This is a genomic window from Nocardia sp. CC213A, assembly GCF_030766805.1.
Lineage (GTDB): Bacteria > Actinomycetota > Actinomycetes > Mycobacteriales > Mycobacteriaceae > Nocardia > Nocardia otitidiscaviarum.
Genome location: NZ_JASFXA010000017.1, coordinates 1 through 25216, shown reverse-complemented (window position 1 = coordinate 25216; position 25216 = coordinate 1). Strand labels below are relative to the sequence as shown.

The 25216-nt window shown below is 69.4% G+C and carries 26 protein-coding genes; 15 read left to right on the top strand and 11 right to left on the bottom strand.

From position 1 onward, the window contains the following. Nucleotides 1-83: 83 nt before the first annotated feature. Nucleotides 84-1598, bottom strand: coding sequence for an MFS transporter (locus QJS31_RS26915; RefSeq protein WP_306358036.1), 1515 nt, complete (start codon nucleotides 1596-1598; stop codon nucleotides 84-86). A 169-nt stretch (nucleotides 1599-1767) separates the two neighbouring features. On the opposite strand from QJS31_RS26915, the gene QJS31_RS26910 reads away from it, so the two are divergent. The 7 genes from QJS31_RS26910 to QJS31_RS26880 all read left to right on the top strand — a co-directional run bounded on the left by QJS31_RS26910 (nucleotide 1768) and on the right by QJS31_RS26880 (nucleotide 7646). Beyond that, nucleotides 1768-3036, top strand: a complete 1269-nt coding sequence (locus tag QJS31_RS26910) for a glutamate-5-semialdehyde dehydrogenase (protein WP_306358035.1) — start codon at nucleotides 1768-1770, stop codon at nucleotides 3034-3036. Nucleotides 3037-3106: 70 nt separating this feature from the next. Next, nucleotides 3107-3991: a MoxR family ATPase gene (locus QJS31_RS26905; protein ID WP_282777178.1), complete on the top strand. Its 885-nt coding sequence runs from the start codon at nucleotides 3107-3109 to the stop codon at nucleotides 3989-3991. A 4-nt stretch (nucleotides 3992-3995) separates the two neighbouring features. Further along, complete coding sequence (locus QJS31_RS26900; RefSeq protein WP_282777176.1) at nucleotides 3996-5510, top strand: VWA domain-containing protein; 1515 nt, start codon at nucleotides 3996-3998, stop codon at nucleotides 5508-5510. Nucleotides 5511-5519: 9 nt separating this feature from the next. Next, nucleotides 5520-5855, top strand: a complete 336-nt coding sequence (locus tag QJS31_RS26895; RefSeq protein ID WP_282777174.1) for an MmcQ/YjbR family DNA-binding protein — start codon at nucleotides 5520-5522, stop codon at nucleotides 5853-5855. Nucleotides 5856-5873: 18 nt separating this feature from the next. Then, nucleotides 5874-6257 carry a hypothetical protein gene (locus QJS31_RS26890; RefSeq protein WP_282777172.1) on the top strand — a complete coding sequence of 128 codons (384 nt, stop codon included), beginning with the start codon at nucleotides 5874-5876 and terminating at the stop codon, nucleotides 6255-6257. 3 nt (nucleotides 6258-6260) lie between these two features. Beyond that, on the top strand, nucleotides 6261-7226 hold the full coding sequence (locus QJS31_RS26885; protein ID WP_282777170.1) for a DUF1152 domain-containing protein: 966 nt from the start codon (nucleotides 6261-6263) through the stop codon (nucleotides 7224-7226). A gap of 150 nt (nucleotides 7227-7376) precedes the next feature. Next, complete coding sequence (locus tag QJS31_RS26880; protein ID WP_282777168.1) at nucleotides 7377-7646, top strand: hypothetical protein; 270 nt, start codon at nucleotides 7377-7379, stop codon at nucleotides 7644-7646. Between the two features lie 23 nt (nucleotides 7647-7669). On the opposite strand, the gene holA is transcribed toward QJS31_RS26880, so the two are convergent. After that, entirely contained in the window at nucleotides 7670-8644 is a 975-nt protein-coding gene (gene holA, locus QJS31_RS26875; protein WP_282777167.1) for a DNA polymerase III subunit delta, read from the bottom strand. A 243-nt stretch (nucleotides 8645-8887) separates the two neighbouring features. Between holA and QJS31_RS26870 the strand changes: the two genes are divergently transcribed. Further along, on the top strand, nucleotides 8888-9244 hold the full coding sequence (locus QJS31_RS26870) for a hypothetical protein (protein WP_306358034.1): 357 nt from the start codon (nucleotides 8888-8890) through the stop codon (nucleotides 9242-9244). 8 nt (nucleotides 9245-9252) lie between these two features. On the opposite strand, the gene QJS31_RS26865 is transcribed toward QJS31_RS26870, so the two are convergent. Further along, nucleotides 9253-10731, bottom strand: coding sequence for a ComEC/Rec2 family competence protein (locus QJS31_RS26865; protein ID WP_306358033.1), 1479 nt, complete (start codon nucleotides 10729-10731; stop codon nucleotides 9253-9255). A gap of 23 nt (nucleotides 10732-10754) precedes the next feature. On the opposite strand from QJS31_RS26865, the gene QJS31_RS26860 reads away from it, so the two are divergent. Continuing rightward, nucleotides 10755-11003, top strand: coding sequence for a hypothetical protein (locus tag QJS31_RS26860; RefSeq protein WP_306358032.1), 249 nt, complete (start codon nucleotides 10755-10757; stop codon nucleotides 11001-11003). A 270-nt stretch (nucleotides 11004-11273) separates the two neighbouring features. On the opposite strand, the gene QJS31_RS26855 is transcribed toward QJS31_RS26860, so the two are convergent. The 7 genes from QJS31_RS26855 to rpsT form a co-directional block, all read right to left on the bottom strand. Further along, on the bottom strand, nucleotides 11274-12392 hold the full coding sequence (locus QJS31_RS26855) for a ComEA family DNA-binding protein (RefSeq protein ID WP_306358031.1): 1119 nt from the start codon (nucleotides 12390-12392) through the stop codon (nucleotides 11274-11276). 96 nt (nucleotides 12393-12488) lie between these two features. After that, nucleotides 12489-13331, bottom strand: a complete 843-nt coding sequence (locus QJS31_RS26850; RefSeq protein WP_306358030.1) for a DegV family protein — start codon at nucleotides 13329-13331, stop codon at nucleotides 12489-12491. Further along, nucleotides 13328-14200 (bottom strand): diglucosylglycerate octanoyltransferase, encoded by an 873-nt coding sequence (gene octT, locus QJS31_RS26845; protein ID WP_282777158.1) that lies wholly within the window; start codon nucleotides 14198-14200, stop codon nucleotides 13328-13330. The genes QJS31_RS26850 and octT overlap by 4 nt, the downstream gene beginning before the upstream one ends. Next, complete coding sequence (locus tag QJS31_RS26840) at nucleotides 14190-14816, bottom strand: histidine phosphatase family protein (protein WP_039811415.1); 627 nt, start codon at nucleotides 14814-14816, stop codon at nucleotides 14190-14192. Before QJS31_RS26840 ends, octT begins: the two co-directional genes overlap by 11 nt. A gap of 29 nt (nucleotides 14817-14845) precedes the next feature. Next, on the bottom strand, nucleotides 14846-15265 hold the full coding sequence (gene rsfS / locus QJS31_RS26835; protein WP_195121900.1) for a ribosome silencing factor: 420 nt from the start codon (nucleotides 15263-15265) through the stop codon (nucleotides 14846-14848). Continuing rightward, a complete protein-coding gene (gene nadD, locus QJS31_RS26830; protein WP_085996362.1) occupies nucleotides 15262-15900 on the bottom strand; it encodes a nicotinate-nucleotide adenylyltransferase in 639 nt (212 codons plus the stop codon). The genes rsfS and nadD overlap by 4 nt, the downstream gene beginning before the upstream one ends. A gap of 180 nt (nucleotides 15901-16080) precedes the next feature. Further along, nucleotides 16081-16344 (bottom strand): 30S ribosomal protein S20, encoded by a 264-nt coding sequence (gene rpsT, locus QJS31_RS26825; RefSeq protein WP_029927256.1) that lies wholly within the window; start codon nucleotides 16342-16344, stop codon nucleotides 16081-16083. 374 nt (nucleotides 16345-16718) lie between these two features. On the opposite strand from rpsT, the gene QJS31_RS26820 reads away from it, so the two are divergent. From QJS31_RS26820 to QJS31_RS26805, 4 genes are all read left to right on the top strand, one after another. Next, a complete protein-coding gene (locus QJS31_RS26820; protein WP_306358086.1) occupies nucleotides 16719-18296 on the top strand; it encodes a circularly permuted type 2 ATP-grasp protein in 1578 nt (525 codons plus the stop codon). Between the two features lie 13 nt (nucleotides 18297-18309). Then, nucleotides 18310-19278, top strand: a complete 969-nt coding sequence (locus QJS31_RS26815) for an alpha-E domain-containing protein (protein WP_282777154.1) — start codon at nucleotides 18310-18312, stop codon at nucleotides 19276-19278. Between the two features lie 136 nt (nucleotides 19279-19414). Further along, nucleotides 19415-20245: a transglutaminase family protein gene (locus QJS31_RS26810; protein WP_306358085.1), complete on the top strand. Its 831-nt coding sequence runs from the start codon at nucleotides 19415-19417 to the stop codon at nucleotides 20243-20245. Between the two features lie 71 nt (nucleotides 20246-20316). Further along, on the top strand, nucleotides 20317-21096 hold the full coding sequence (locus QJS31_RS26805; RefSeq protein ID WP_029927264.1) for an aquaporin: 780 nt from the start codon (nucleotides 20317-20319) through the stop codon (nucleotides 21094-21096). 76 nt (nucleotides 21097-21172) lie between these two features. Here the strand turns inward: QJS31_RS26805 and QJS31_RS26800 are convergent, their stop codons facing one another. Beyond that, nucleotides 21173-21754, bottom strand: a complete 582-nt coding sequence (locus tag QJS31_RS26800) for a type II toxin-antitoxin system PemK/MazF family toxin (RefSeq protein WP_029927266.1) — start codon at nucleotides 21752-21754, stop codon at nucleotides 21173-21175. A 140-nt stretch (nucleotides 21755-21894) separates the two neighbouring features. Between QJS31_RS26800 and lepA the strand changes: the two genes are divergently transcribed. Both lepA and QJS31_RS26790 read left to right on the top strand, forming a co-directional pair. Beyond that, nucleotides 21895-23736, top strand: coding sequence for a translation elongation factor 4 (gene lepA / locus QJS31_RS26795; protein WP_306358029.1), 1842 nt, complete (start codon nucleotides 21895-21897; stop codon nucleotides 23734-23736). A 331-nt stretch (nucleotides 23737-24067) separates the two neighbouring features. Further along, nucleotides 24068-25216: hypothetical protein (locus QJS31_RS26790; protein WP_372341818.1), on the top strand; the 1149-nt coding region annotated here is incomplete at its 3' end.

Sequence of the window (25216 nt, the reverse complement as noted above, 5' to 3'; positions counted from 1 at the left end):
GACATGGCAACCAAGTGAACGGCGAGCGGGTGCGCGGTTATTCCGACCGGCGCACGGTGATGCCGGCTACAGCTGGGACGGGCTCAGTCGCGCGGGTGCGGACGCGCGCCGTGCTCGGTCGGCTCGAGCGGCGGCCCGGTCACGGCGCAGTGCACCTTGCACTCCGGTTCGGCGTCCGGCGCGGCGGTGCTCAATGTGTCGTCACGGACGGTGGTGAAGGTGAGGACGGCGGCGCCGAGCATGAGCGCCACGCAGATGAGCAGCGCCACGCGGAAGCCGCTCGCGAAGACCGACGGATCGGTGTAGGCGTCGCCGGTGAGCCCCGCCAGTGGCGGAATGGCGGCCACCGCGAGCAGACCGGCCGCGCGGGCCACCGCATTGTTCACCCCGCTGGCGATGCCCGCGTGGCGTTCGGAGGCCGCGGCCAGCACGGTCGCGGTGAGCGGAGCCACCGCCAGGGACAACCCGAGGCCGAAGACCAGGGCGGCGGGCACCACATCCCACAGATACGAGGTGTCCGGTCCGATCCGGGTCATGAGCAGCATGCCGACCGCCGCGAGCAGCACGCCGACCGTGATCGGAAGGCGCGGCCCGATCCGCTGGGCGAGGGCCCCGGCCCGGGCCGACAGCAGCAGCATGAGCACGGTGACCGGCAGCATGGCCGTGCCCGCCGCGATCGGATCGAAGCCCGCCACCACCTGCAAGGTCAGCACCAGTAGAAAGAACACCACGCCCATGGCCCCGTACATGACGAAGGTGACCAGGTTGATGGAGGTGAACTGCCGGGACTTGAAGATGTCCACCGGGAGCATGGCGCGGGGGTGCGTGCCGCGTCCGGTGCGGCGGCGCTCCACCACGATGAAGGCGGCGGCGGCGACACCGGCCACGCCACCGGCGATCACCAGCGCCGTGTTCCCGGCCGCGTCGGGAGCCTCGGTGAGCGCGTAGGTGATTCCGGCCAGGCTCAGCGCCGCCAGCACCGCGCCGAGAATGTCGAACCTGCCGGTGGCCTCCTCGTCGAAGGTCTCGGGAACGTGCCGCAGCGTCACCGCGATCACCACGGCGGCCAGCGGCAGATTCAGCAGGAACACCCACCGCCACCCCGCGACGTCCACCAGCCAGCCGCCCAGGAACGGTCCGATGGCGCCGGCCACGCCGCCCAGTCCGGACCACGCGCCGACCGCCTTGGCGCGATCCTCCCGTGCGAACGACGCCTGGATGATGGCGAGTGATCCCGGCGTCAGCAGCGCCCCGCCCACGCCCTGCAGTGCCCGCGCCGCGATGAGCATCGAAATATCCTGCGCCGCACCGCACAGCGCCGACGCGATGGCGAACCACACCACGCCGATGAGGAACACCCTCTTTCGCCCGAACCGGTCCCCGAGCGATCCGCCCAGCAGGATCAGGCCCGCCAGCGTCAGCGTGTAGGCGTTGACCGTCCACTGCAATCCCGCCATGGACGAGCCGAACTCCGCGGCGATCCTGGGCAGCGCCACGTTCACGACCGTGGCGTCGAGCATGGCCATTCCCGACCCGAGCACCGTCGCCAGCAGTGTCCAGCGTCCCGCTCCCGACGACATCTGAATGCTCGCGGCCATGAGCACACCGTAACGGCGACCACCGACGAATGCCGAGTGGTCGCGTCCACTGCCCGGCGTCGCTCGGCGCGACGGCCTCGTCCGAGAGGCGGGGGACGGCGTCGTCGCGATCGACGCCGGGTGGTGCGGCCCCGGAAACTCCGTGGGCCGGTGCGCCTAGGCTGTACCCATGACAGCAGGAACTGCCGCCGACCTGGACAACGTCCGCGAGGTGGTGCACGAGGCGGCGCGCCGGGCCCGGGTGGCCTCGCGCACGCTCGCCCAGCTCACCACCGCGCGCAAGAACGAGGCGCTGCATGCCGCCGCCGACGCGCTGCTCGCCGCGAAGGATCGGCTGCTCGCCGCCAATGCCGAGGATATCGAGATCGCCGCGGCGGGCGGCACCGCCGAGGCGCAGCTGGACCGGCTGCGGCTGACCGCGGCCCGCATCGACGGCATCGCCTCCGGGCTGCGGCAGGTCGCGGGCCTGCCGGATCCGATCGGCGACGTGGTGCGGGGGTCCACCCTGCCCAACGGCCTGGAGCTGCGGCAGGTGCGGGTGCCGCTCGGCGTGGTCGGCATGGTGTACGAGGCGCGGCCCAATGTCACGGTGGACGCCTTCGGGCTCACCCTCAAGTCGGGCAACGCCGCCCTGCTGCGCGGTTCCTCGTCCGCCGTGCGGTCTAATACCGCGCTGGTCGAGGTGTTGCGCGAAGCCCTTGCCGCACAGGGTCTCCCGTCGGATGCCGTGCAGCTGCTGCCCGCCGAGGACCGCTCCAGCGTCACGCACCTGATCCAGGCGCGCGGGCTGGTGGACGTGGTGATCCCGCGCGGCGGTGCCGGACTCATCAGCGCCGTGGTGCGCGACGCGCTGGTGCCGACCATCGAGACGGGCACCGGCAACTGCCACGTCTACGTGCACCGGGACGCGGATCTCGCGATGGCGGAATCGATTCTGCTCAATGCCAAGACCCGTCGCCCGAGCGTGTGCAACACCGCCGAGACGGTGCTCATCGACGCCGCCATCGCCGATGCCGCGGTGCCGCGGCTGATCGCCGCGCTGGAGGGCGCGGGCGTCACCATCCACGGCGAGCTGCCCGGGCTGGTGCCCGCCACCGATACCGACTGGGCCGACGAATACCTCTCCCTGGATATCGCCCTGAAGGTGGTCGACGATCTCGACGCGGCCGTCGAGCACATCAACCACTGGGGTACCGGGCACACCGAGGCCATCGTGACCGGTGATCTGCGGGCCGCCCGCGAATTCACCCACCGGGTGGACGCCGCCGCCGTCATGGTGAACGCCTCCACCGCCTTCACCGACGGTGAGCAGTTCGGCTTCGGCGCGGAGATCGGCATCTCCACCCAGAAGTTGCACGCTCGCGGCCCCATGGGCCTGCCGGAACTGACCTCCACCAAGTGGATCGTGTGGGGTGACGGGCAGATTCGGCCCGTGTAGTACAACTGGTGCGGATGGGTTTGTACACCGTACGGTGTACCCATCCGCCCCTCCAGGAAGGACAGCACCCTTGGCTCCGACATCCACTCCCATCCAGGAGCCGATCTTCTCGTCGGTCGACGATGTGATCGAGCGTCTCGCCCGCACCGGCTACCTGGCCGACAAGGGCACCGCCACGTCGGTATTCCTCGCCGACCGGCTCGGCAAGCCGCTGCTCATCGAGGGACCGGCCGGTGTCGGCAAGACCGAACTGTCCAAGGCCGTGGCCGAGGTCGCCGGGGCCGAGCTGGTGCGGTTGCAGTGCTATGAGGGCGTCGACGAATCGCGGGCGCTGTACGAGTGGAACCACGCCAAGCAGATCCTGCGCATCCAGGCGTCGTCGGAGAACGATTGGGCCGAGACCAAAGCCGACGTCTTCACCGAGGAGTTCCTGCTCTCCCGGCCGCTGCTGACCGCCATCCGGCGCGCCGATCCGACGGTGCTGCTCATCGACGAGACCGACAAGGCCGATGTCGAGATCGAGGGTCTGCTGCTCGAGGTGCTGAGCGACTTCTCGGTCACCGTCCCGGAACTGGGCACCATCACCGCCTCGCGCCGCCCGTTCGTGGTGCTCACCTCCAACGCCACCCGCGAACTGTCCGAGGCGCTGAAACGGCGCTGCCTGTACCTGCACATCGACTTCCCGGACGAGGAATTGGAGCGGCGCATCCTGGCCAGCCGGGTGCCCGAGCTGAAGCCCGCGGTGGCGGCGCAGTTGGTGCGGATCGTGCACGTGCTGCGCGGCATGCAGTTGAAGAAGCTGCCGTCGGTGGCCGAATCCATCGACTGGGCGCGCACCCTGCTCGCCCTCGGAGCCAAGGATCTGGACGACAAGACGGTGCGCGCCACCCTCGGCGTGGTGCTCAAACACCAGGCCGACCACCTCCGCGCGCTCAATGAGCTGAAGTTGGCGTGACGTCATGGTCGGCGGCGTACCCAACACTCCGCGGGCGCTGGTCTCGGCCGCCAAGCGCGCGGTGAGCGGCGGTTCGGCCCCCGGCGCGCGCGGGCAGGGCGAACTCGGGCCGACCGCGCCGCACGGTCTGTCCGGCCATCTGGTCGGCTTTGTGGAAGCCTTGCGCGCCAGGGGGATTCCGGTCGGACCGTCCGAGACCGTGGATGCCGGACGGGTGGTCACCGTCCTGGATCTCATGGATCGCGAGGTGCTGCGCGAGGGGTTGGCGTGCGCGCTGCTGCGGCGCACCAGCCAGCGCACCACCTTCGACGGGCTGTTCGATCTGTGGTTCCCGGCGGCGCTGGGGGAGCGGGTCGGAGCCGAGGACATCGAGATTCCGCACCGGCCCGATGGTTCGGTGGACATCATCGCGCTGCGGAAGATGTTGGGCGAGTTGCTGGCTCAGGACCCGTCCGGGGAGCGGGCGCAGCAGTTGCAGCTGCTGGCCGCGCAGCTGGTCGAGGAGATGGGGCAGTACCAATCCGCTTCCGGGCCATCCTTCTCCGCCTATCAGGCCCTCAAGGACCTGCAGCCGGAACTGCTGGTGAGCAAGCTGCTGGCGGGACTGGCCACGGGCATGGACACCGATGCCGCACCGTCGGAGTTCGACAACGAGGTCGCGCGCCGGGCGGCCCGCCAGCGGGTCAAGGCGTTTCGCGGCACCGTGGAGGCCGAGACCCGCCGCCGTGTCGCCGAACGGCTGGGCCGGGAGCGGGTCGCCACCTACGGTGTGCAGCGTCAAGCCGAGGACGCCGACTTCCTGCGTCTGTCCGAGAACGAACTGGCCGAGCTGCGCCGCAGTTCGCAGCGGTTGGCGCGAGTGCTGGCCTCCCGCTTGGCTTCCCGCCGTCGTCGGGCGCGGCGCGGGGAGATCGACCTGCGCAAGACGCTGCGCAAATCCATGTCCACCGGCGGGGTGCCGGTCAACCTGGTCACTCGCAAACCGCGTCCCGGCCGCCCCGATCTCGTACTGCTGTGCGATATCTCGGGTTCGGTGGCCGGATTCTCCAGTTTCACCATGGTGCTGGTGAACGCGCTGCGCGAACAGTTCTCGCGGGTGCGGATTTTCGCCTTCGTCGACCGCGTGGACGAGGTCACCGGACTGTTCGACCAGGTCACCCCGCTCGACCAGGTGACCAAACGCATCTTCACCGAAACCCGGGTGGTCGGCATCGAGGGCCACTCCGACTACGGTTCGGCTCTGCGCGGTTTCGCCGACGACTTCCCCGACGCCGTCACCAGCCGCACCTCCCTGCTCATCCTCGGCGACGCCCGCACCAACTACCGCGATCCGGAACTGGCGGTGCTGAGCGGTCTCGCCGCCACCGCCAAACACTCCTACTGGCTCAACCCCGAGGCCGAGAAGATGTGGGGCACCGGCGATTCCGCCGCCCGCAAGTACGCCGAGATCGTCGAGATGCACGAATGCCGCAACGCCCGCCAGCTGACCGCCGTGGTCGGCCGCCTACTGCCGATCTGAGGAGACGCGATGGACGAATGGCTCGCCTACTGCCTCGCCAAACCCGGTGCCTGGCAGGACGAACCGTGGGAGGGCGATGTGGTCGCCAAGGTCGGCGACAAGATCTTCGCCTTCTTCGGCGACACCTCGCTCACCCTCAAATGCGGCCGCACCCGCGAGGAAGCCGACGAGCTGGTCCGGGTGTACCCCGACGACGTCTCGGCGTCGGCCTACATCGGCCGCTACGGCTGGAACAGCGTGCGCGTCGTCGGCAAGGTGCCCGAGGACGAGGTGCGCGAGCTCATCGACGGCTCCTACGCCGCCATCGTCAGCAAACTGCCCAAATCCAAACGCCCGGTTACCTGATCGGAACAGCGGACCACCATGATCGACTTCGGCCCGACCACCCCCGCCTTCCGCGCGGAAGTGGCCGCCTTCTACGCCGGTTTCGGCAACCCGACCGCCCTGCGCCACACCTTCCACGACGCCCTCCTCCTGATCCCCCTGACCCCCGACCACCGCATCACCACCTCGACCTACGGCGACATCGACTGGATCTGCGCCTTCACCGACGCCGAAGAATACGCACGCTGGCTGGCAGCGCGAGACGCCCTGACCCCCGAACACCCGTACCCCTACCAAACCGTCACCGGCCAGCGCCTGACCGATTTCGCCGCCACCCGCCCCAACCCGACCGGCATCGCGGTGGATATACAGGGCACCTCGCCCATGGCTTTCCCGCCGGACCTGCGCGAAACGGACGCCTGAGCGGTGTCGGCACCATCGCTGTTCGACAATCCGATACTGCATCGGCTGCGCGACTGTGAACGCGTCCTGATCGCTGGCGCCGGCGGCGGCTTCGATGTGCTGTGCGGGCTCCCGCTCGCATTCGCGTTGAACGAGCGGGGGAAGACGGTTCACTTGGCGAATATGACGTTCACGCCGGTTACTCGGACCACCGCACAGGAGGTAACGTCCGGCCTGTTCGAAGTGAGTCCCGATACCACCGGCTCCGCTCGATATTTCCCGGAGAAGCACCTCGCAGTCTGGATGCGTGAGCACGGGTATCGTGATCGCGTCTTCCTGGTTCGGAAGGGCGGTCCGGCCGCTGTCACGCGTGCCTATACATGGCTGGCCCGAGAGTTGGATATCGACGCGCTCGTACTGGTCGACGGTGGTACGGATCTGCTCATGACCGGGGACGAGGCTGGGCTGGGGACACCGGTGGAGGACATCACGAGTCTGCTGGCAGCGCACGCGCTGGATGTTCCGGTCAAGCTCGCCGCCTGTGTGGGTTTCGGTGTCGACACCTATCACGGGGTCTGCCACGCGCACTTCCTGGAGAATGTCGCCGCACTCGCGAAAAGCAATGCCTACCACGGAGTATTCGCACTCCTACCCGGAATACCAGCGGTCGACGCGTGGTTGGACGCGGTGGCGTGGGTACAGCGGCACACACCCGGCCGGGAGAGCATCGTGTCCGCTTCGGTCACCGATGCGGCGCGCGGGGAGTTCGGTGACCACCAGTCGCTGGCGCGCACCGGAGCGGAGGGCTCCGAGCTGTTCATCAACCCGCTGATGTCGATGATGTGGGGCTTCGCTCTCGACGCCGTGGCGGAGCGTGTGCTGTACCGCGAGCATCTCGCGGGCGCTGAGACGCCGTTCCACGTGGCCGCCACGATCGAGGCATTCCGCGCGCGGATCCCAGTGCGACCTCGGCGAACCATTCCGGCGTGACCGAGCCGCGTCTCCGCCGACCGGCTCGGCCTCGGTCATTCCGTTCCATCGTGGAGAGCGAGTCTGTCGATATCGATCCGCCGATACACGTCACCAGCGCCGTGGATACGAAGGCCCACCGGGTCGGCATACCTTTCGGAGGAGATGTTCATGGAGTTCGAGGCTCGCGTGCTGGGAACGCAGGGTGATTATTCGCTGATCGGATGGGAGGGGCGCCGCTGGCCGGGGCTGACCATTCAAGGGGATACGCTGCGGACGCTGGTGGAGGCGCTGACGGAAGCCGAATCCGAACTCGCTGGGGGCAATATCGAGGATGCGGTGTACGCGATTCGCGAGAGTCTGGAGAAGGTCTCGGGCATGTCGGCCGCATACGAGGAGATGATGTCGGCAGCCGGGTGGCGGCTGCCATACACCAAGTAGGTGCCGGGCTGAGGGCTATCTGGTCAGGCGTGGTCGCGGAGGTCGAGGATGCGGGCGAGGGCGTGTTCGAGGGCGTAGTTGGTGTCGGCGGCGCCGCCCTTGACGTCGGCGTTGAGGGTGGCGACCACCTGGAGGGCGTCGCCGATGGTGGCGGGGGTCCAGCCGCGGGCCTGGGCTTGGGCCTTTTTGACCTTCCAGGGGGGCATGCCGAGTTCGGGGGCGATTTTGAACGGGTCGGCGCGTAGGCCGGCGGAGCCGACCCGGGCGATGGTGTGGACCGAGTCCGCGAGGGCGTCGGCGAGCAGGACCGCGGGGACGCCGCGGTCGGTGGCCCAGCGCAGCGCTTCCATGGCGGCCGGGCGGTCACCGGAGACCGCGAGTTCGGCGACGTCGAAGCCGGAGACCTCCGCCTTGCCGGAGTAGTAGCGGCGCACCGCCGCGATGTCGATCTTGCCGCCGGTGTCGGCGGCCAGCTGTGAGCAGGCGGCGGAGAGTTCGCGCAGATCCGATCCCACGGCCTCCAGCAGCGTCTGCACCACGTCCGCGGACGCCCGCACCCCGGCAGCGCGGAATTCGTTGCGCACGAACTCGGCTCGTTCATTGGCCTTGGTGAGCTTGGCGCAGTTGTGCACCACCGCGCCCGCCTTCTGCAGCGCGGGCGCGAGCGCCTTGGCCCGCCCGCCGCCGGTGTGCAGCACCACCAGCACCACGCCGTCCGGCGGCGCGGCGGCGGCCGACTGGATCACCCCGACCGCGTCCTTACCCGCCTCGGCCGCGGACTCCAGAATGATCACCCGGTCCTCGGCGAACAGCGACGGACTCAGCATTTCCGCCAGTTCGGCCGTACTGGCGTCCCCCGCCCGCATCCGATCCACCGGCATGGCATCCGGATCCTCCGTCACCGCCCGCGCCTGCGCGGTGATCGCGGCTACGGCCCGCTCGATGAGCAGCTCTTCTTCACCGAGCACGAGATGCAGAGGCGCGGGGCGTTCGGTCACGCAGCCGATCCTACGAGGCCACACCGACAGGCCGTGCCGCCGGGCGGTAGCGCGATGCGCCCGTCCGAGTCGGCGTAGGGTGACCAGATGACCACGGGACCGCAACCCGAGCGGATCTACGTCGAAGGGTGGGGCTACTACTCGCAGCCTCAGCCCGTGCCGCCTCCACCTCCTGCGCCCCCGCCATCGAACAGGGCTCGCGTGCTGGTCATGGTCGGGTCCGCCGTGGTCGTATTTCTCACCATGGCCGTGATCGCGGTCAATGTCACCGGGGCGGGGACGCGCGACGTGGCGGCGTCGGAGCAGGACGCGGCACGGATAGAGTCGACCGTCCGCCGCTTCCTGCAGATCACCAGCAGCAGCGATCCCGCCTACGCGGCGGTGACCTGCACCGCGTTCCGCGAGCGGTATCGCGGCCTCGAAAAGACCGACATTCTGGTCTACCGACCCGAAGTACTGGGTGTCGATCGAATACGCATCAACGGCGACGCGGCCACCGCCCGGGTTCGCGCGATCGTCAGGGGGGCGGAGGAGGAGCGGACCCTGGACCTCGTGCGCGAAGATGGCGAGTGGAAGGCGTGCCCGCTGCCGGATCGGTAGGGCGCGGGTTATCGGGTTCGTCGTGGGCGAATCCGCGCGCAGACCAGTGTGCACAGCCCGGCGACGACCAGTCCGGACCAGACGCCGGAGGGCACCGAAATCGAGGTGCCCAGCGCAGCCGCGTGTGCGGAGGCCGTGAGCAGCCACCACAGCGGCGGTGCGGCACACCACAGCACCGCGTGCGCGAGCGGATTCCACAGCGATGCGAAGACCGCGCCCAGCGCGCCGAGGACGGTGATCGGGGCGACCACCGGGGCCACCAGCACATTGACCGCGATGGCCAGGGGGTTGAGGTGGCCGGTGAGGGCGATGATGACGGGGGTGGTGACGACGAAGGCGGCGGCGGATACCGCGAGTGCGTCGGCGGGGGCGCGCCAGCAGCGATGGGCCTGAAGCCATTCCGACCAACCCGGGGCGAGCAGGACTAGGCCCGCCGTGGCGAGTACCGAGAGGGTGAAGCCCGCGTCGACGGCCAGTTCGGGGGACCACGCGAGCAGGGCGATGGCGGCCGTGCACAGGGCGGGTAGCGCCTGTTTGCGTCGGCCGGTGCACAGGGCCAGCAGTGCGACCGCACCCATGACGGCCGCGCGCAGCACACTCGGCGTCGGGCGGGCCAGGATCACGAACATGACGAGGACGGCACCGGCCACGACGGCGGCCACCCGGGGATCGACGGTGAGCGCGCGCAGGGACAGCAGCACCGCGCCGAGCAGGATCGTGACATTCGCTCCGCTGACGGCGGTCAGGTGGGTGAGATGGGTTTCGCGGAAATTCGCCCGGACGTGGTCGGGTAGGCGCGAGGTGTCGCCGATGACCAAACCCGGCAGCAGGCCCGCCGCATCGGGTGACAGTGCGCGAGCGGCGGATTCGGCGAAGTCCGCGCGCACCGCGCCCGCGATCCGCTGCCATTCGGGCGGCGGGCCGATGCCCGCCGGCGGTCCCTGCGCCCGCAGCACCGCCACCGTGAGATCCGACCGCCACGGCGGGTACACCTTGGCGCGGAACGTCACCCGCTGACCGGGCAGCAGGCGGGTCCAGGAGTCCCCGTGCGCCAGGACCAGCACCCGCCCACCCACGCGGACGGTGTCCGCACCGTACCGGTATTCGACGAGCCGCGCCCGCACCAGCCACTGCTTGCCGCGCACCGCCTTGGCGGACAACGCCTTCGGATCGTCCACCGGGATCGCCGTCGCCCACACGTGCGCTCCCCGATCCAGGTCGCGCAATGGATGCGCCGCCGTCCGGCTGTCGTGCCAGGCCGCGGCCGCCGCGAACCCCGCACCGATCAGCACGGTGGCCAGAGCCGCCGACAATCCCTGCCGACCAGATCGCGCGTCACGCGCCACTCGAACCCACAGCACGACTGCCACCCCCAGCAGCACCGCCGCGAGCACCACCCCGACCAGCCACCCCGCCACCACCCCGACAATGGTTGCCGCCCAACAACACAGCGCAGGACCGACCAGCCGCGCATCCACCACCTGCACGGGTTCCACCGCCCACCGGTCCGATGCCGCCGCCGTCGCACCTCGACCCCCACCCCGCCGAGCCGCTGTTCCCGCTGCTTCCGCAATTCCCGCAGCTTCCGGCGCCCCCGCAGCCCCCGCAGCCGCAGCAGCCCCCGCAGCCGTGGCAGGCCCCGCAGCCGTGGCAGGCCCCGCAGCCGTGGCAGGCCCCGCAGCCGTGGCAGGCCCCGCAGCCGTGGCAGGCCCCGCAGCCGTGGCAGCCGGAGCCGGAGTCCCGGGTGTCGCAGCCGTAGCAGTCGGCGCCGGGGACGTCATAGCTTCAGCCGCTGGAGTCGGAAGCGTTGTAGGTCTATCCGTCTGGGTCGCACCCGTCGGAGTCGTGGTAACCAGAGCTACGTCGGTTGCCGCCTGGGCCGCAGTTGCCGGAACCGTGGCCTCCGGCGGCACCACAGTCGAAGTCGTGGTTGTCGAAGCCGTTGCTGTCGGGGTCGTGGCCGCTGTGGACGCGGTCGACGGGGTCGTGGCTGCCTCTGGCGGTCTCGCCTCGTCGTCGGGCGGGCCGCTCATACCGTCACCAGCCCGCGCAGCCGTTCGAGCCGGGACGGTCCGATGCCCTGGACGTCGGCGAGCTGGTCGACGGAGCCGAAGCGGCCGTGTTCGGTGCGCCAGGCGATGATCGCCTTGGCCGTCACCGGTCCGATGCCGGGGAGGGCGTCGAGTTCGGCCTCGGTGGCGGTGTTGAGGTTCACGATGGTGGCCTTGCCGGTGGGGCGGGGTGCGCCGGAGGGAGTGCGGGGCGTGTCGGGGTGCTGCGCCTGCGCGCCGACGATGCTGCTGCCCGCTTGCGGGGCAGTGGGATTCGGTCCGGCGCGGCCGATGACGATCTGGTCGCCGTCGGACAGATACTGGGCGAGGTTCAGGCCGGACAGGTCCGCGTCCCGGCGGGGTGCGGCCGCGGCCAAGGCGTCGGCCACGCGCGCACCGGTCGGAAAGCGCAGCAGCCCACCGCGTTCGACGAGGCCGACGACGCTCACGACGACTACCCCGCTGGCCGAGTGGCCGTTGCTGCCGGTCGGGCCGTCCGTGCCGGGTGGTGCGGCCAGTCCGGGATCGACGGGTCCGTGCGCACCACTGCCCATCGGACCGGCACCCGCCGCTCCGGACGCAACCCCCATCGCTCCTGGTGTGGCACCGGCTGCATTCGGCCCGGCCCCCGCTGTGCCCGGCCCTGTATTCGAGGCACCGGGACCGGTCCCCGTTGCACCTGGCTCAGCCCCGAGCGCTCCGGTCCCGCCGTTCGAGGCGCCCGGTCCAGTATTCTGCGCCCCGCTCCCAGCGCCCGTCGCACCGTGCGGCGTGCCCGGTACCCCACTCGCCACCACCTCGGTCCGCACCGCCGCGACAGGCGGCACCGCCTGCGTCACCGGCCCGTCGCGCAGCGCCATCGCCCCCGCGATCAATACCGCGAGCAACCCCACCCCGGCCAGCGCCAGCACCCCGCGCTGTCCCGGGTCCCACCGCGTTCCCCGCAGGCGTTCGGGCACCAGCCGCTCGTGCCAGACCCCCGCGCGCCCGTCGGGTTCCAGGTCGTTCTCGTCCCAGCGCCCGGAGCGGGGTGGTTCGGGTCCGCTCAGCGTATCGAGTCGTCTGCGGACCTGCGTACTTTCATCGATGTGCGACATGCGGCCACGGTATGGCCGCCGCGTCTCGGCCCAACCGCTCCGACCTGGGCTTGCGGAAAGTCTGTGGATAGCTCAGGGGTTGTGGAGAACCGCGGTTCAGCCGCACCCGCCGGGGACGACCAGGGCACCCACGGCCCCCATGCCGAGATGTACCCCGAGCGTCGGCCCGAATTCGGTCACGATCATTTCCCGAATCCCGGGAATGAGTTCGCGCAGCTGCTCGACCACCGTGGTGGCGGCCTCCTCGGCTCCCAGATGCTGCACGGCCACCGCGGCTCCGTCCTCGCCCGCCGCGTCCACCGCCGCCGCCACCAGTTTGGTGATCGCCTTGGACCGGGTCCGGGCCTTCTCCCGCAGTTCGATCCGGCCGTCGACGATCTGCAGGATCGGCTTGGTCACCAGTTCGGTCCCGAAAAATGCCGCCGCACTGGACAATCGGCCGCCTCGCCGCAGCTGTTCGGTGCGATTGACCACGATGAACGCCCGTCCCCGCACCGAGGTCGCCACCGCCGCGTCGTACACCACGTCCAGCGATCCACCGTCGCGGGCCCGCCGCGCCGCCGCCAGCACCGTCAGCCCGGTGCCCAGTCCGGCGCTGAGCGAATCCACCAACCGCACCCGGTTTGCGGCGTCCATATCCCGGATCGCCTGCCGACCGGCCTCCCAGGTCCCCGACAGCTGCCGCGAAAGGTGCACGGCCACAACGCCGTCACCCGCGCTGAGTTCGAGCGCCCGCTCGTACGCCTCGCGCAGTTCCCCCGGCGACGCCGCCGAGGTGGTCACCGCCGACGAACCGTAGTCGATATCGAATTCGTCCACCCCGTCCCGGAACTGGCGATCATCCACCAGTACGTGCAGTGGGACGGTGAGCACGCCGAGGTCGGCGACGAGGTCGGCGGGCAGACTGGCCGACGAGTCGGTCACAACCACCACGGTCATGCAGTGCGAACCTCGCTGGACCGCAGCTCCGACAGCACCTTCACCATGGCCCGCGCTACGGCGTCGTGCCCCGCCCAACCCCAGTGGATGCCATCGGGATTGGCGTCGCCGGAGAAGATGTTGTCGCGCACCGCCTCCCCGAGATCGACCAGCGGCACATCGTGTTTCGCGGCCCAGGCCCGGGTGGCGCGCACCTGCGGATCGCGCCCGCGGTGCACTCGTCCGTACGCCTCGCAATCGTGCACCGACGGCAGCGTTCCCACCACCGGTAGATCGGGCCGCAACTGCGCCAACGCGTTTCGCGCCTGCTCCAGGTAGTCCACGCTCACCGACGGCGGCAGTGCCACCGGGTAGCCGAGGTGCGACAGCTTGGGCTGCAACCAGTTGTATCCGGTGCGCACCTGTCGTCGCAGGAACGGCGGCCGGATGTAGCGGATCAGCTCGCGTGCCGCGGTCGGCAGCGGGGAGGGCAGCGAATCCATGCCGCCGGTGGCGAACACCACTGCCGCGGCCCGTGGCACGGCGGCCCACACCCGCGGATCGCCGATCAGCGCCCAGTAGGCGTCGCGGCAGGTCCAGCCGATGCGCGCCACCAGCTCCACATCCCAATCCAGTTCGGCTCCAACCAGGTTGGGCCAGATCCGGGGATGGTCGGCGGGCAGTCCGCCCTGCGGGCCGAAGTAGGCCAGCGAGTCGGCGATGACGAGCAGCACCGGCCGCTCGCCGCCGGTATCGGGCTCCGGCGCGGGCGCGGGTGCGCCGAGCAGCGCGTCCGGCAGATGCCGGACCTGCTGCACCTCCGACGCCCGCCGCAGCAGTTCGTCGGATACCTGCCGTTCGCCGGAAACACCGTCCAACTCAGAGGACATCAGGAGCTACCTTCGCCGCCGCGTTCCACACATCGAGTCGCCACCCGGGCTGCTCGAGGCTCGGACCGTGGCTGCTCAGCTGCACCCAACTGGTATTGGCGAGCCCGCCGAGGGCAGGCCAGTTCTGGGGCGGCAGGTCGAGCACAGCCGCGGTCAGCGCCGCGATGAGCCCGCCGTGCGCGACCAGGATGATGGTACGACCCGGCCAATCCGCCCGCTCGGTGAACAGTTCGTGCACCACGGGCAGGGCGCGGCGGCCGACCTCGAGTTTGGATTCGCCGCCGGGCGGGGTCCACGTGGCGTCCATGCGCCAGGCGACGCGCGCACCCGGAGCCATGGCGTCGACCTCGATATGGGTCAGGCCCTCCCATTCGCCGAGGCTGGTCTCGCGCAGCCGCGGGTCGGTGGTCACCGGCAGGCCGATGCTGTCACCGACCGCGAGGGCGGTGTCGTGGGCGCGTTTGAGGTCCGAGGAGACGATGCGGATGGCGCCGCAGTCGGATAGGTCGCGGGCGATGTCCTTGGCCTGGCGGCGGCCGAGCTCACTGAGTTCGGTGTCGATCTGGCCCTGCATGCGATCGGAGGCGTTCCATTCGGTCTGCCCGTGCCGCAACATGATCAACCGGCGTACCCCGGCAAGTTTGCTCACTCGTCGTCCCCGGCCTCGTTCTCATCGGCCGAGCGCTCGGACCGGGCCGCGCCGTCGCCGATACCCTCCACCGGCACCTGCGGGCAGTCCTTCCACAGCCGGTCGAGGCCGTAGAAGTCGCGTTCGTCATTGTGCTGGATGTGGATCACCACATCGGAGTAGTCGAGCAGCGCCCAACGCCCCTCGCGGGTGCCTTCGCGGCGCACCGGCTTGCGCCCGGCCTCCCGCAGCTTCTCCTCGACATTGTCGACGATCGCGTTGACCTGCCGCTCGTTCGGCGCGGACGCGATCACGAAGCAGTCGGTGATCACCAGCTGCTCGGAAACATCCAGCACCAACACATCGGACGCCAGCTTCTCGTCCGCCGCCCGCGCGGCGACCTGCGCCATCTCCAGTGCCTCGACCGATGCGCTCACCCTGCAACCTTCCCGTTCTCCGGCACGTACAGATGCCGTTTGGATATGTACTGCACAACACCGTCCGGCACCAGGTACCACACCGGACGCCCCTCCCCGGCCCGCTTCCGGCACTCACTCGACGAGATCGCCAGGGCCGGGATCTCGATCATGGTGACCGCGTCGGCGGGGTAGTCGCGAAGGTGTTCGGCCAGATGATCGACATTCAATTCGTACCCCGGCCGGCTCACGCCCACGAATCGCGCCAACTCGAACAACTCCGCCCAATCCTGCCATGTCAGGATGTTCGCCAGCGCGTCAGCACCGGTGATGAAGTAGATATCCGCGTCCGGGTGTTGTTCCCGCAGGTCGCGCAGGGTATCCACGGTATACGTCATCTTGCCGCGATCGATATCGGCCCGACTCACGGAGAACCGCGGATTGGACGCCGTGGCGATCACCGTCATCAGATACCGGTCCTCGGCCGGGCTGACCTTCTTGCCCGCCTTCTGCCACGGCTGCCCGGTCGGCACGAAGACGACCTCGTCCAGCTCGAACCGATGCGCGACCTCACTCGCGGCAACCAGATGCCCATGGTGGATGGGGTCGAAGGTGCCGCCCATCACCCCCAACTTGCGGCGACCCGTCGTATGCACGAATGCCGAGCTTACCGATGGGCGTTTCGAGGCCGGCACACCGGCGGCGAATCCGCGTCGACGGCCGGCGGCGGCGCGGGCACGACAAAAGCCGCCGTGGTCGTCGTGGCCACGGCGGCTATGCGTAAGCGTTTCCGGCGGTACGCCGGGGTGTATCAGTCGGCGGTACGCCGGGGTGAATCAGCCGAGCTTGTTGAACGCCAGCGACAGCGCCGACTTCTTGTTGGCGGCCTGGTTGGCGTGGATGACGCCCTTCGAGGCGGCCTTGTCGAGGCTCTTGCTGGCCGAGCGCAGCAGGGTCAGGGCCTGGTCCTTGTCGCCCTGCGCGGCGGCCTCGCGGAACTTGCGGATCGAAGTGCGCAGCGCGGACTTGACCGACTGGTTGCGCTGCCGCGCCAACTCGTTGGTGCGGATCCGCTTCATCTGGGACTTGATGTTGGCCACGCCTGTTTCCTCGTGTTCCTTCGCTTGGTGGTTTACGCGGGATGCAAAAGTCTGCGGGGCGCGCACTACTACCTGTAGCGCAGCACCGACGATCGAGGTTACCAGGCGGCGTACCGCCGGACGAAATCGGCCCGCTCGCCGATCACGGTTCGAAACCGACCGGATCGCGGAAGATGCAAGAAATTTACCCGCGTCCACCTGCGTGTTGCTCCCGCGTGATGGACTATTTTTGCATGACTCCCGCCGCTGCCGCGCGTTCGGCCGCGGCCGCTCCACCGATCGGCCGCGCCGAAGTCGGCCGCGCCGTGGGAGTCGACGCCGTGGGGGTGTTCGAGGGCTACCGGCCGGGCAAATACGACCGCGCCTACGACGAGATGTTCGACGGCGACCGCGCCCGCGCCGCCTACCGGGGGATCTTCGCGGCACTCTCGGAGATCGACGTGGCCGATCTGGCCGGGCGGGCCGAGGCGCTGGCCCGCGCCTTCGTCGACCAGGGCATCACCTTCTCGCTGTCCGGACAGGAGCGGCCGTTCCCGCTCGACCTGGGGCCGAGGGTGATAGCCGCCACCGAGTGGACCAAACTCGAGCGCGGCATCAAACAGCGGGTGCGGGCCCTGGAGGCATTCCTGGCCGACGTCTACGGCGAGCAGACGGTGCTGCGCGACCGGGTGGTGCCCAAACGCCTCGTCACCTCCTGTCGGCACTTCCATCGCGAGGCGGCCGGGCTGGTGCCGCCCAACGGCGTGCGCATCCACGTCGCCGGCATCGATCTGGTCCGCGACGAACGCGGTGACTTCCGGGTACTCGAGGACAATCTGCGCTCCCCGTCCGGGGTCTCGTACGTGATGGAGAACCGCCGCACCATGGCGCGAGTCTTCCCGGACCTGTTCGCCTCGCACCGGGTGCGCGCGGTCGGCGACTATCCGACGCATCTGCTGCGCGCCCTGCGCGCCGCCGCCGCGCCGAACGAGGCCGATCCGACCGTGGTGGTGCTCACCCCCGGTGTCTACAACTCCGCCTACTTCGAGCATTCGCTGCTGGCCCGGCAGATGGGGGTGGAACTGGTCGAGGGCCGCGACCTGTTCTGCCGCGACAATGTGGTGTACATGCGCACCACGGCGGGGGAGCGGCAGGTGGACGTCGTCTACCGCCGCATCGACGACCCCTTCCTCGACCCCATGCAGTTCCGGCCCGACTCCATGCTCGGGGTGGCGGGCATTCTCAACGCCGCCCGCGCCGGAACCGTGGTGCTGGCCAATGCGGTCGGCAACGGCGTCGGCGACGACAAACTCATCTACACCTACGTGCCCGACCTCATCGAGTACTACCTGGGCGAGCGGCCGGTGCTGCCGAACGTGGACTCCTACCGCTGCTGGGAGGAGTCCGAATGCGACGAGGTGCTGGACCGCATCGCGGAACTGGTGGTGAAACCGGTCGAGGGTTCCGGCGGCTACGGCATCGTCATCGGACCCGACGCCACCGCCAAGGAACTGGAGGGGGCGCGCCGCAAGATCCGCGCCGATCCGCGCGGCTGGATCGCGCAGCCGGTGGTGCAGCTGTCCACGGTGCCCGCCAAGATCGGCGACCAGCTGCTGCCGCGGCACGTGGACCTGCGCCCCTTCGCGGTCAACGACGGTGACGACATCTGGGTGCTGCCGGGCGGATTGACGCGGGTGGCGCTGCCGGACGGCTCCCTGGTGGTGAACTCCAGCCAGGGCGGCGGCAGCAAGGACACCTGGGTGCTGGCCCCGCGCACCTCCGGGGAGCAACGCGAGCTCGCGGGCACCGAGCTGGTGGGTGAGCTGGCCATCGACCGAGAGCGTGACCAGTCCCCCGAGACCGCGCCGGTCCGCAATCAGCAACAGCAGCAACAACAGCAGGCACAGCGGATGCGCCCGTCCCCAGCGCCGCGGGCGGCGCACCGAATCGAAGGGCGACTACCGAATACGTGAGGTGATTCGGAACATGTTGGCGCGCAATGCCGAATCCCTGTACTGGATCGGCCGCTACGTCGAGCGCGCGGATTACACCGCGCGCATACTCGACGTCACGGTCCACCAACTCCTCGAGGACGCGACCGTGGACCCGGACCGCACCTCGCGAGTTCTCCTGCGGGTCTTGGGCATCGAGTCGCCCGCGACCGACCTCGACGTGTGGTCGGTGACCGAGTTGGTCGCGTTCGACCGCGACAACGACGGGTCGATCGTCGACTCCATCGCACGGGCTCGCGCGAATGCCCGTGGGGCGCGGGAGGTCACCTCCACCGAGATGTGGGAGTGCCTCAACGCCACCTACAACGGCCTGGCGACGGCCGAACGCGCCGCCCGGTCGCTGGGGCCGCACGAGTTCTGCCGCTACATCACCGACCGCGCCGCCATGTTCGGCGGGCTGTCGGATTCCACCCTCAGCCGCGACGACGGCTACCGGTTCCTGCTGCTCGGTCGTTCCATCGAGCGCGTGGATATGACGGTGCGGCTGTTGCTATCCCGCGCCGGCGACCGCACCTCCTCCCCGGCATGGGTGACGGTGCTGCGTTCGGTCGGCGCGCACGACCCGTATCTGCGCACCCACCGCGGCGTCATCGACGCCACCCTCATCGCCGAATTCATCCTGCTGGACCGGCTCTTCCCGCGCTCGGTGTTCCATTCGCTGCGGGTGGCCGAAACCTGTCTGAAGGAACTGGATCAGCGCCCGGGCAGCCGTTTCGCCGCCCGCTACGAGGCACACCGGCTGCTCGGTAGGGCGCGCAGCGAACTGGAATTCCTGCCCTCGGGCGTGCTGCTGGAGGACCTGCACCACCGACTGCTGTGGTTGCAGCAGTGCTGCCGGGACGTGGGGGAGGCGGTGGCGTTGCAGTACTTCCACGCCGAGTCGTGGGTGGCGTGGACGGGGCTGCACGGGCATCGCGACGGGATGATCGAGGACCCGGTATGAGCGGTCAGGCGCGGAGGAGGCAGCGGATGTTCGAAGCGAGCCAGCCGACTGGCTGCCCGTTGAGGGCGGCGGTGGGAGACGGGTGGGCCACGCAGCGCCCCGGTCATGCCGGAGAGGAAACAGCGTGAGCTGGCGGATGCGGGTGGTGCACACCACCGGATACGTGTACGACGCCCCGGTCATGCGGTCGTTCAACGAGGCGCGGCTGACCCCGCGCGCCGACAGCCGGCAGAACGTCATTCTCAATCGCGTGGAGACCGTGCCCTCCACCCGCTCCTACCGCTATGTCGACTACTGGGGCACCACCGTCACCGCCTTCGATCTGCATGCCCCGCATACGGAATTGGAGGTCACCGGTTCCTCGGTGGTGGAGACCGAACCGTTCGTGAGCCCGGAGGAGGAACTGCCCTGGGAGCGGTTGCGGTCCGAACCCGTCGTCGACCGCTACGACGAACTACTCACCGCCACCGGCTATGTGCCGTGCGACCGGCGGCTCGGCACGGTGGCGCGGCAGCTCACCCGCGGCGTCGCGCCCGCCAAAGCCGTTGTGCGCGCGGCCGAATGGGTGCACGGCGAGATGTCCTACGTGGCCGGGACCACCTCCGTGCACACCAGTGCGGTGGAGGCGTTCGCCGAACGCCGCGGCGTCTGCCAGGACTACGCGCATCTGACCCTGCTGCTGTTGCGCGGCATGGGCATTCCCAGCCGCTATGTCTCGGGATACCTGCATCCCGATCCGGCCGGTGCGGTGGGGCGGACGGTCGCCGGGCAGATGCACGCCTGGGTGGAGGCGTGGACCGGGCAGTGGTGGGGCTACGACCCGACCAACAACATCCCGGTCACCGAGCAACACGTCGCGATCGGGGTGGGCCGTGATTACGCGGATGTGCCGCCGCTGAAAGGTACCTTCTCCGGTAGTGGTTCGACCGATCTCGAGGTCGTGGTGGAGATCACCCGCCTCGCCTGATGCCTGATGCCTGATGTAGCGGAACGCAGGAGTTCTCCGCGACCGGCGGGGACGATCCGGGAAGGTGGCTGATGTCTCCCACAGCGCAGGAAGTCGTCGAGGATCTCACGGAATTCGAGGAAGTGTCGCTCGGGCGCAAGCTGTTCGCCGAGGCCTTCGGCACCTTCGTCCTGGTATTGGGCGGCGTCGGTACCGCGGTCTTCGCGGGCAGCCGGGTCGGCGCGCTCGGGGTGGCGCTGGCGTTCGGATTCACCCTGCTGTTCCTGGTCTACGCCATCGGACCCATCTCCGGGTGCCATGTGAATCCGGCGGTCACCGTCGGGCAGTTCCTGCTCGGCCGGGTCACCGCCCTGGTCGCGGGCGCGTACATGCTGGTGCAGGTCATCGGCGGTCTCATCGCCGGTGCGGTCATCTACGCCATCGCTCAGAACCTACCCTCCTACGACCGCGCCGAGGATGGTCTCGGGGCGAACGGCTGGGGCGCGCACAGCCCCTCGGCCACGGAGCTGGCGGGCATCACCCTCAACGGCTACGGCCTGGCGGCCGCCATCACCGTCGAGGTCATCCTGACCGCCCTGCTGGTCTTCGTCGTGCTGGCCTCCACCGACCAGATCTCCGATGTCCCGCTGGCGGGCCTGTCGATCGGCATCACCCTCGCGGTCATCCACCTCATCTCGATCCCCATCGACAACACCTCGGTCAACCCGGCCCGCAGCCTCGCGGTGGCGTTCTATCAGGACGGCGCGGCCGCCCAGGTGTGGGTGTTCATCGTGTTCCCGCTGGTGGGCGGGGTGCTCGGCGCGCTGGTCTACGGCCTGATCTTCGGCCGCTCCCGCAATCCGCTGAGCTGACCCGATCGCGGCCGTGCCCCCGTTTCCGTCTCGGAAGCGGGGGCACCGGCGTTCAGTGCCAGTGGAGATCGGCCTTTCAGTGCCAGTGGAATTCGGCGCAGAGGCGGTGTGCCACCCGGTCGAAGGTCTTGCGGGGCAGGATCGCGCCCTCGCGGCGGATGCCCGCCTCGGGGACGTCGAGGACGCGGTCGAGGCGGACCCAGCTGTCGCGGCCGGCGTGGTCCCAGGGGCCGGAGCCGATGCCCACCCAGTTGTGGTGGCGGTCGTGGTCGGCGTTGGAGGAGAGCATGAGGCCCAGCAGGGTGTCGCGTTCGCGGCCGACCACCAGGACGGGGCGGTCCTTGCCGTTGTCGGGGTCTTCCTCGTAGGGGACCCAGGTCCAGACGATCTCGCCGGGGTCGGCGCGGCCGTCCAGCTGGGGGCTGTAGACGATGCGCCGCGCGCGTTCGGTGCTCGGCACCCCCACCGAGGCCGTCGGCCGCACCGCCACGCCCGGGGCCTTGCGGGTACCGCCGAGGGACTGGATCGTCCGCGACAGCACCGACGACCGCTGTACCCGTCCGATGAGCTTCGGCCCCTGCCGCTTGACGATCTGAGAGCCCTGCTCTTTCGCGATCAGACCCAGCTGCTTTCCGAGAGCGTTCCACGTGCCCGCCATGTCGGCAGCTTAACGGGGGCGGGCCGGGTTCTCATCCGGGCAGGATACGGCGGTGGACCGGCCGGACCGGACCGGGGCACGGTCACATCGGCCGACCATGGGACGATGGACGGCAGTTCACCGATCACCTGAGGAGTGGAGTGCCAAGCTTCGCGGACACGACGTTCACCGATCCCGCGCGGATCCGGAACTTCTGCATCATCGCGCATATCGACCACGGCAAGTCCACGCTGGCCGACCGCATGCTGCAACTCACCGGGGTGGTCGAGGAGCGGCAGATGCGCGCCCAGTACCTGGACCGGATGGATATCGAGCGCGAGCGCGGTATCACCATCAAGGCCCAGAACGTGCGCCTGCCCTGGCAGGTCGACGGGGAGGACTACGTCCTGCACCTCATCGACACGCCGGGGCACGTGGACTTCACCTACGAGGTGTCGCGGGCGCTGGAAGCCTGTGAGGGCGCGATCCTGCTCGTCGACGCCGCGCAGGGCATCGAGGCGCAGACCCTCGCCAATCTCTATCTGGCGCTGGACAAGGACCTGACCATCATCCCGGTCCTGAACAAGATCGACCTCCCGGCCGCCGATCCGGACCGCTACGCCGCCGAGCTCGCCCATATCGTGGGCTGCGAGCCGGACGAGGTGCTGCGCGTCTCCGGCAAGACCGGCGTGGGCGTCACCGAGCTGTTGAACAATGTCATCCAGGAGGTGCCGCCGCCGGTCGGCCAGGCCGACGCGCCCGCGCGGGCCCTGATCTTCGACTCCGTGTACGACACCTATCGCGGCGTCGTCACCTACGTGCGTGTCGTGGACGGCAAGCTCACCCCGCGCACCAAGATCAAAATGATGTCCACCGGCGCGACCCACGAATTGCTGGAGATCGGCATCGTGTCGCCCGAACCCAAACCGACCCAGGGACTGGGTGTCGGCGAGGTGGGCTACCTCATCACCGGCGTGAAGGACGTCCGCCAGTCGAAGGTCGGCGATACCGTCACCACCGCGCGCGACGGGGCCGCCGAGGCGCTCACCGGCTATCGCGAACCGCGGCCGATGGTGTACTCCGGCCTCTACCCGCTCGACGGCTCCGACTATCCGGATCTGCGTGACGCACTGGACAAATTGCAGCTCAATGATGCCGCGCTGACCTACGTCCCGGAGACCTCGGTGGCGCTGGGCTTCGGTTTCCGCTGCGGCTTCCTGGGCCTGCTGCACATGGAGATCACCCGCGAGCGGTTGCAGCGCGAGTTCGGCCTCGACCTCATCTCCACCGCGCCCAACGTGATCTACCGCGTGATCATGGAGGACGGCACCGAGCACGTCGTCACCAACCCGTCCTTCTGGCCGGAGGGCAAGGTGCGCGAGATCTACGAGCCGGTCACCAAGGTCACCATCATCGCGCCCAGCGAGTTCATCGGCACCATCATGGAGCTGTGCCAGAGCCGGCGCGGTGAACTGCTCGGCATGGACTACCTGTCCGAGACCCGTGTGGAGATGCGGTACACGCTGCCCATGGCCGAGATCATCTTCGACTTCTTCGATTCGCTGAAGTCGCGCACCCGCGGCTACGCCTCGCTCGACTACGAGGAGGCCGGTGAGCAGCAGGCCGCGCTGGTGAAGGTCGACATCCTGCTCCAGGGCGAGCCGGTGGACGCCTTCTCCGCCATCGTGCACAAGGACGCCGCCCAGGCGTACGGGCACAAGATGACCACCAAACTGCGCGAACTCATTCCGCGCCAGCAGTTCGAGGTGCCCATCCAGGCCGCCATCGGCTCCAAGGTCATCGCCCGCGAGAACATCCGCGCCATCCGCAAGGACGTGCTGGCCAAGTGCTACGGCGGCGACATCTCGCGCAAGCGCAAACTGCTCGAGAAGCAGAAGGAGGGCAAGAAGCGCATGAAGACCATCGGCCGGGTCGACGTGCCGCAGGAAGCCTTCGTGGCGGCGCTGTCCACCGAGTCGACCTCGGACAAGCCGAAGAAGTAGCGCGTCCGACGCGGTAGTGCGAACTCGCGGTGCCCCGCTGCCCATGGGCGGCGGGGCACCCGCGTTTCCGGCGGTTGCGTGTTCCGCCGCCGGGGTACAGGGTGTGGGCAGCCCGCGCCCCTGTCTTAAACCTTCGTAAGGTTCGAAAGCAGGCGAAAACTGGGGCTTGGCGTCCGTATAGGGCGGATGACAAGCTATCCGGTGCATCGGTGTGCACACCTCACATGACCTGGAGGATGTGACAGGCCGGTTTGCGAGAAATAAGGTGTGAAACGATCCGATTTTCGGCGGGCGCTCCGGAGCCGCCGGAACACCCGAGAGCGGAGCCTGTATGACGCGTGACCAGTCCTTCGACGACGAGGCCGGTCCGGGCGAGGACGCGGACACCGCGTATCGCTTGGCCACCGGGATCTCGCGCGTGGCTAGGGCCGGAGCGTACGTCACCGGCGGCGCGCTCATCGCCGCCAACGGCAGCCCCGACCGCACCGGCGATTCCCACGACAGCCGCAATGTCGGCTGGGCCCAACCCGACGATCCGGAACCCGACGCACCCAGTCCCGTGATCACCTTCCCCGAACTGGACCCGGAGTCGGTGCCCCCGCTGCTCGGCGGGATCGAGCCGGTCGCCGAACAGCTCGGCACCGACGCGGGCCTGTTCCCGACCGATTTCGGCCAGCACGGCGTGCCGGGATACGGGCACAACCCCACCACCGACTGGGATCCCTCGGCGACACTGCGGCAGCCGACCGGATTCGATCCGTCCGCCGGGCTCGGGCAATCGGCCTACGACCCGTCCGCGGGGATCGGGCAGCCGCCGAGCGCCCTCGACCCCGGCACGGGACCGGGCCGGCCGGCCGAGGCCTTCGACCCGTCCGCGGGTCTCCAGCGTCCCGCCGGATTCGATCCGTCGGCCGGACTCGGAACGCCGGACGCCGACCACGGCTTCGGGATGCCCGGTCTCGACGAACCGCAGCAGCTGTGGAACCAGTTCGGGCAAGGGCTGAAGCTGCCCGGCACCGAGGGACTCAACCTGCCCGGGATGAACGGCAGCGGCTTCGGCCCCGTGAATTCCGGAAACGGTGTGGACAGCGGCGTTTTCGATGGCATCGGAGAGAACTTCGGTGTGGTCGTCACGACCGATACCGGCTTCTCGATGCACGTCGGCCTCGACGGGGTGTGGGTCGACTCGCATATGAACATCGAGATCGGTGTCGGTGATGTCGGCGATCAGCTCGACCGGTTCAACCAATCGGTCGAGGATGCGCTGTCCGATCCGTCCAAGATCAACCCGTCGGCCACGCAGGGCTCCGGGGCGGTCGACCAGTCCGTCGGCGGGTTGTCCGGGCTGCGTGGACAGGGCGCGAATTCGCCTGGCACGAGCGCCAATCCGGTACCCGGCACCGCGCCGAGCGCGACCGGACCGACCCCGGTCAGCACTCCGGCCGCCCCCGCACCCGTGGCTCCGGCGGTCGCGCCCGCC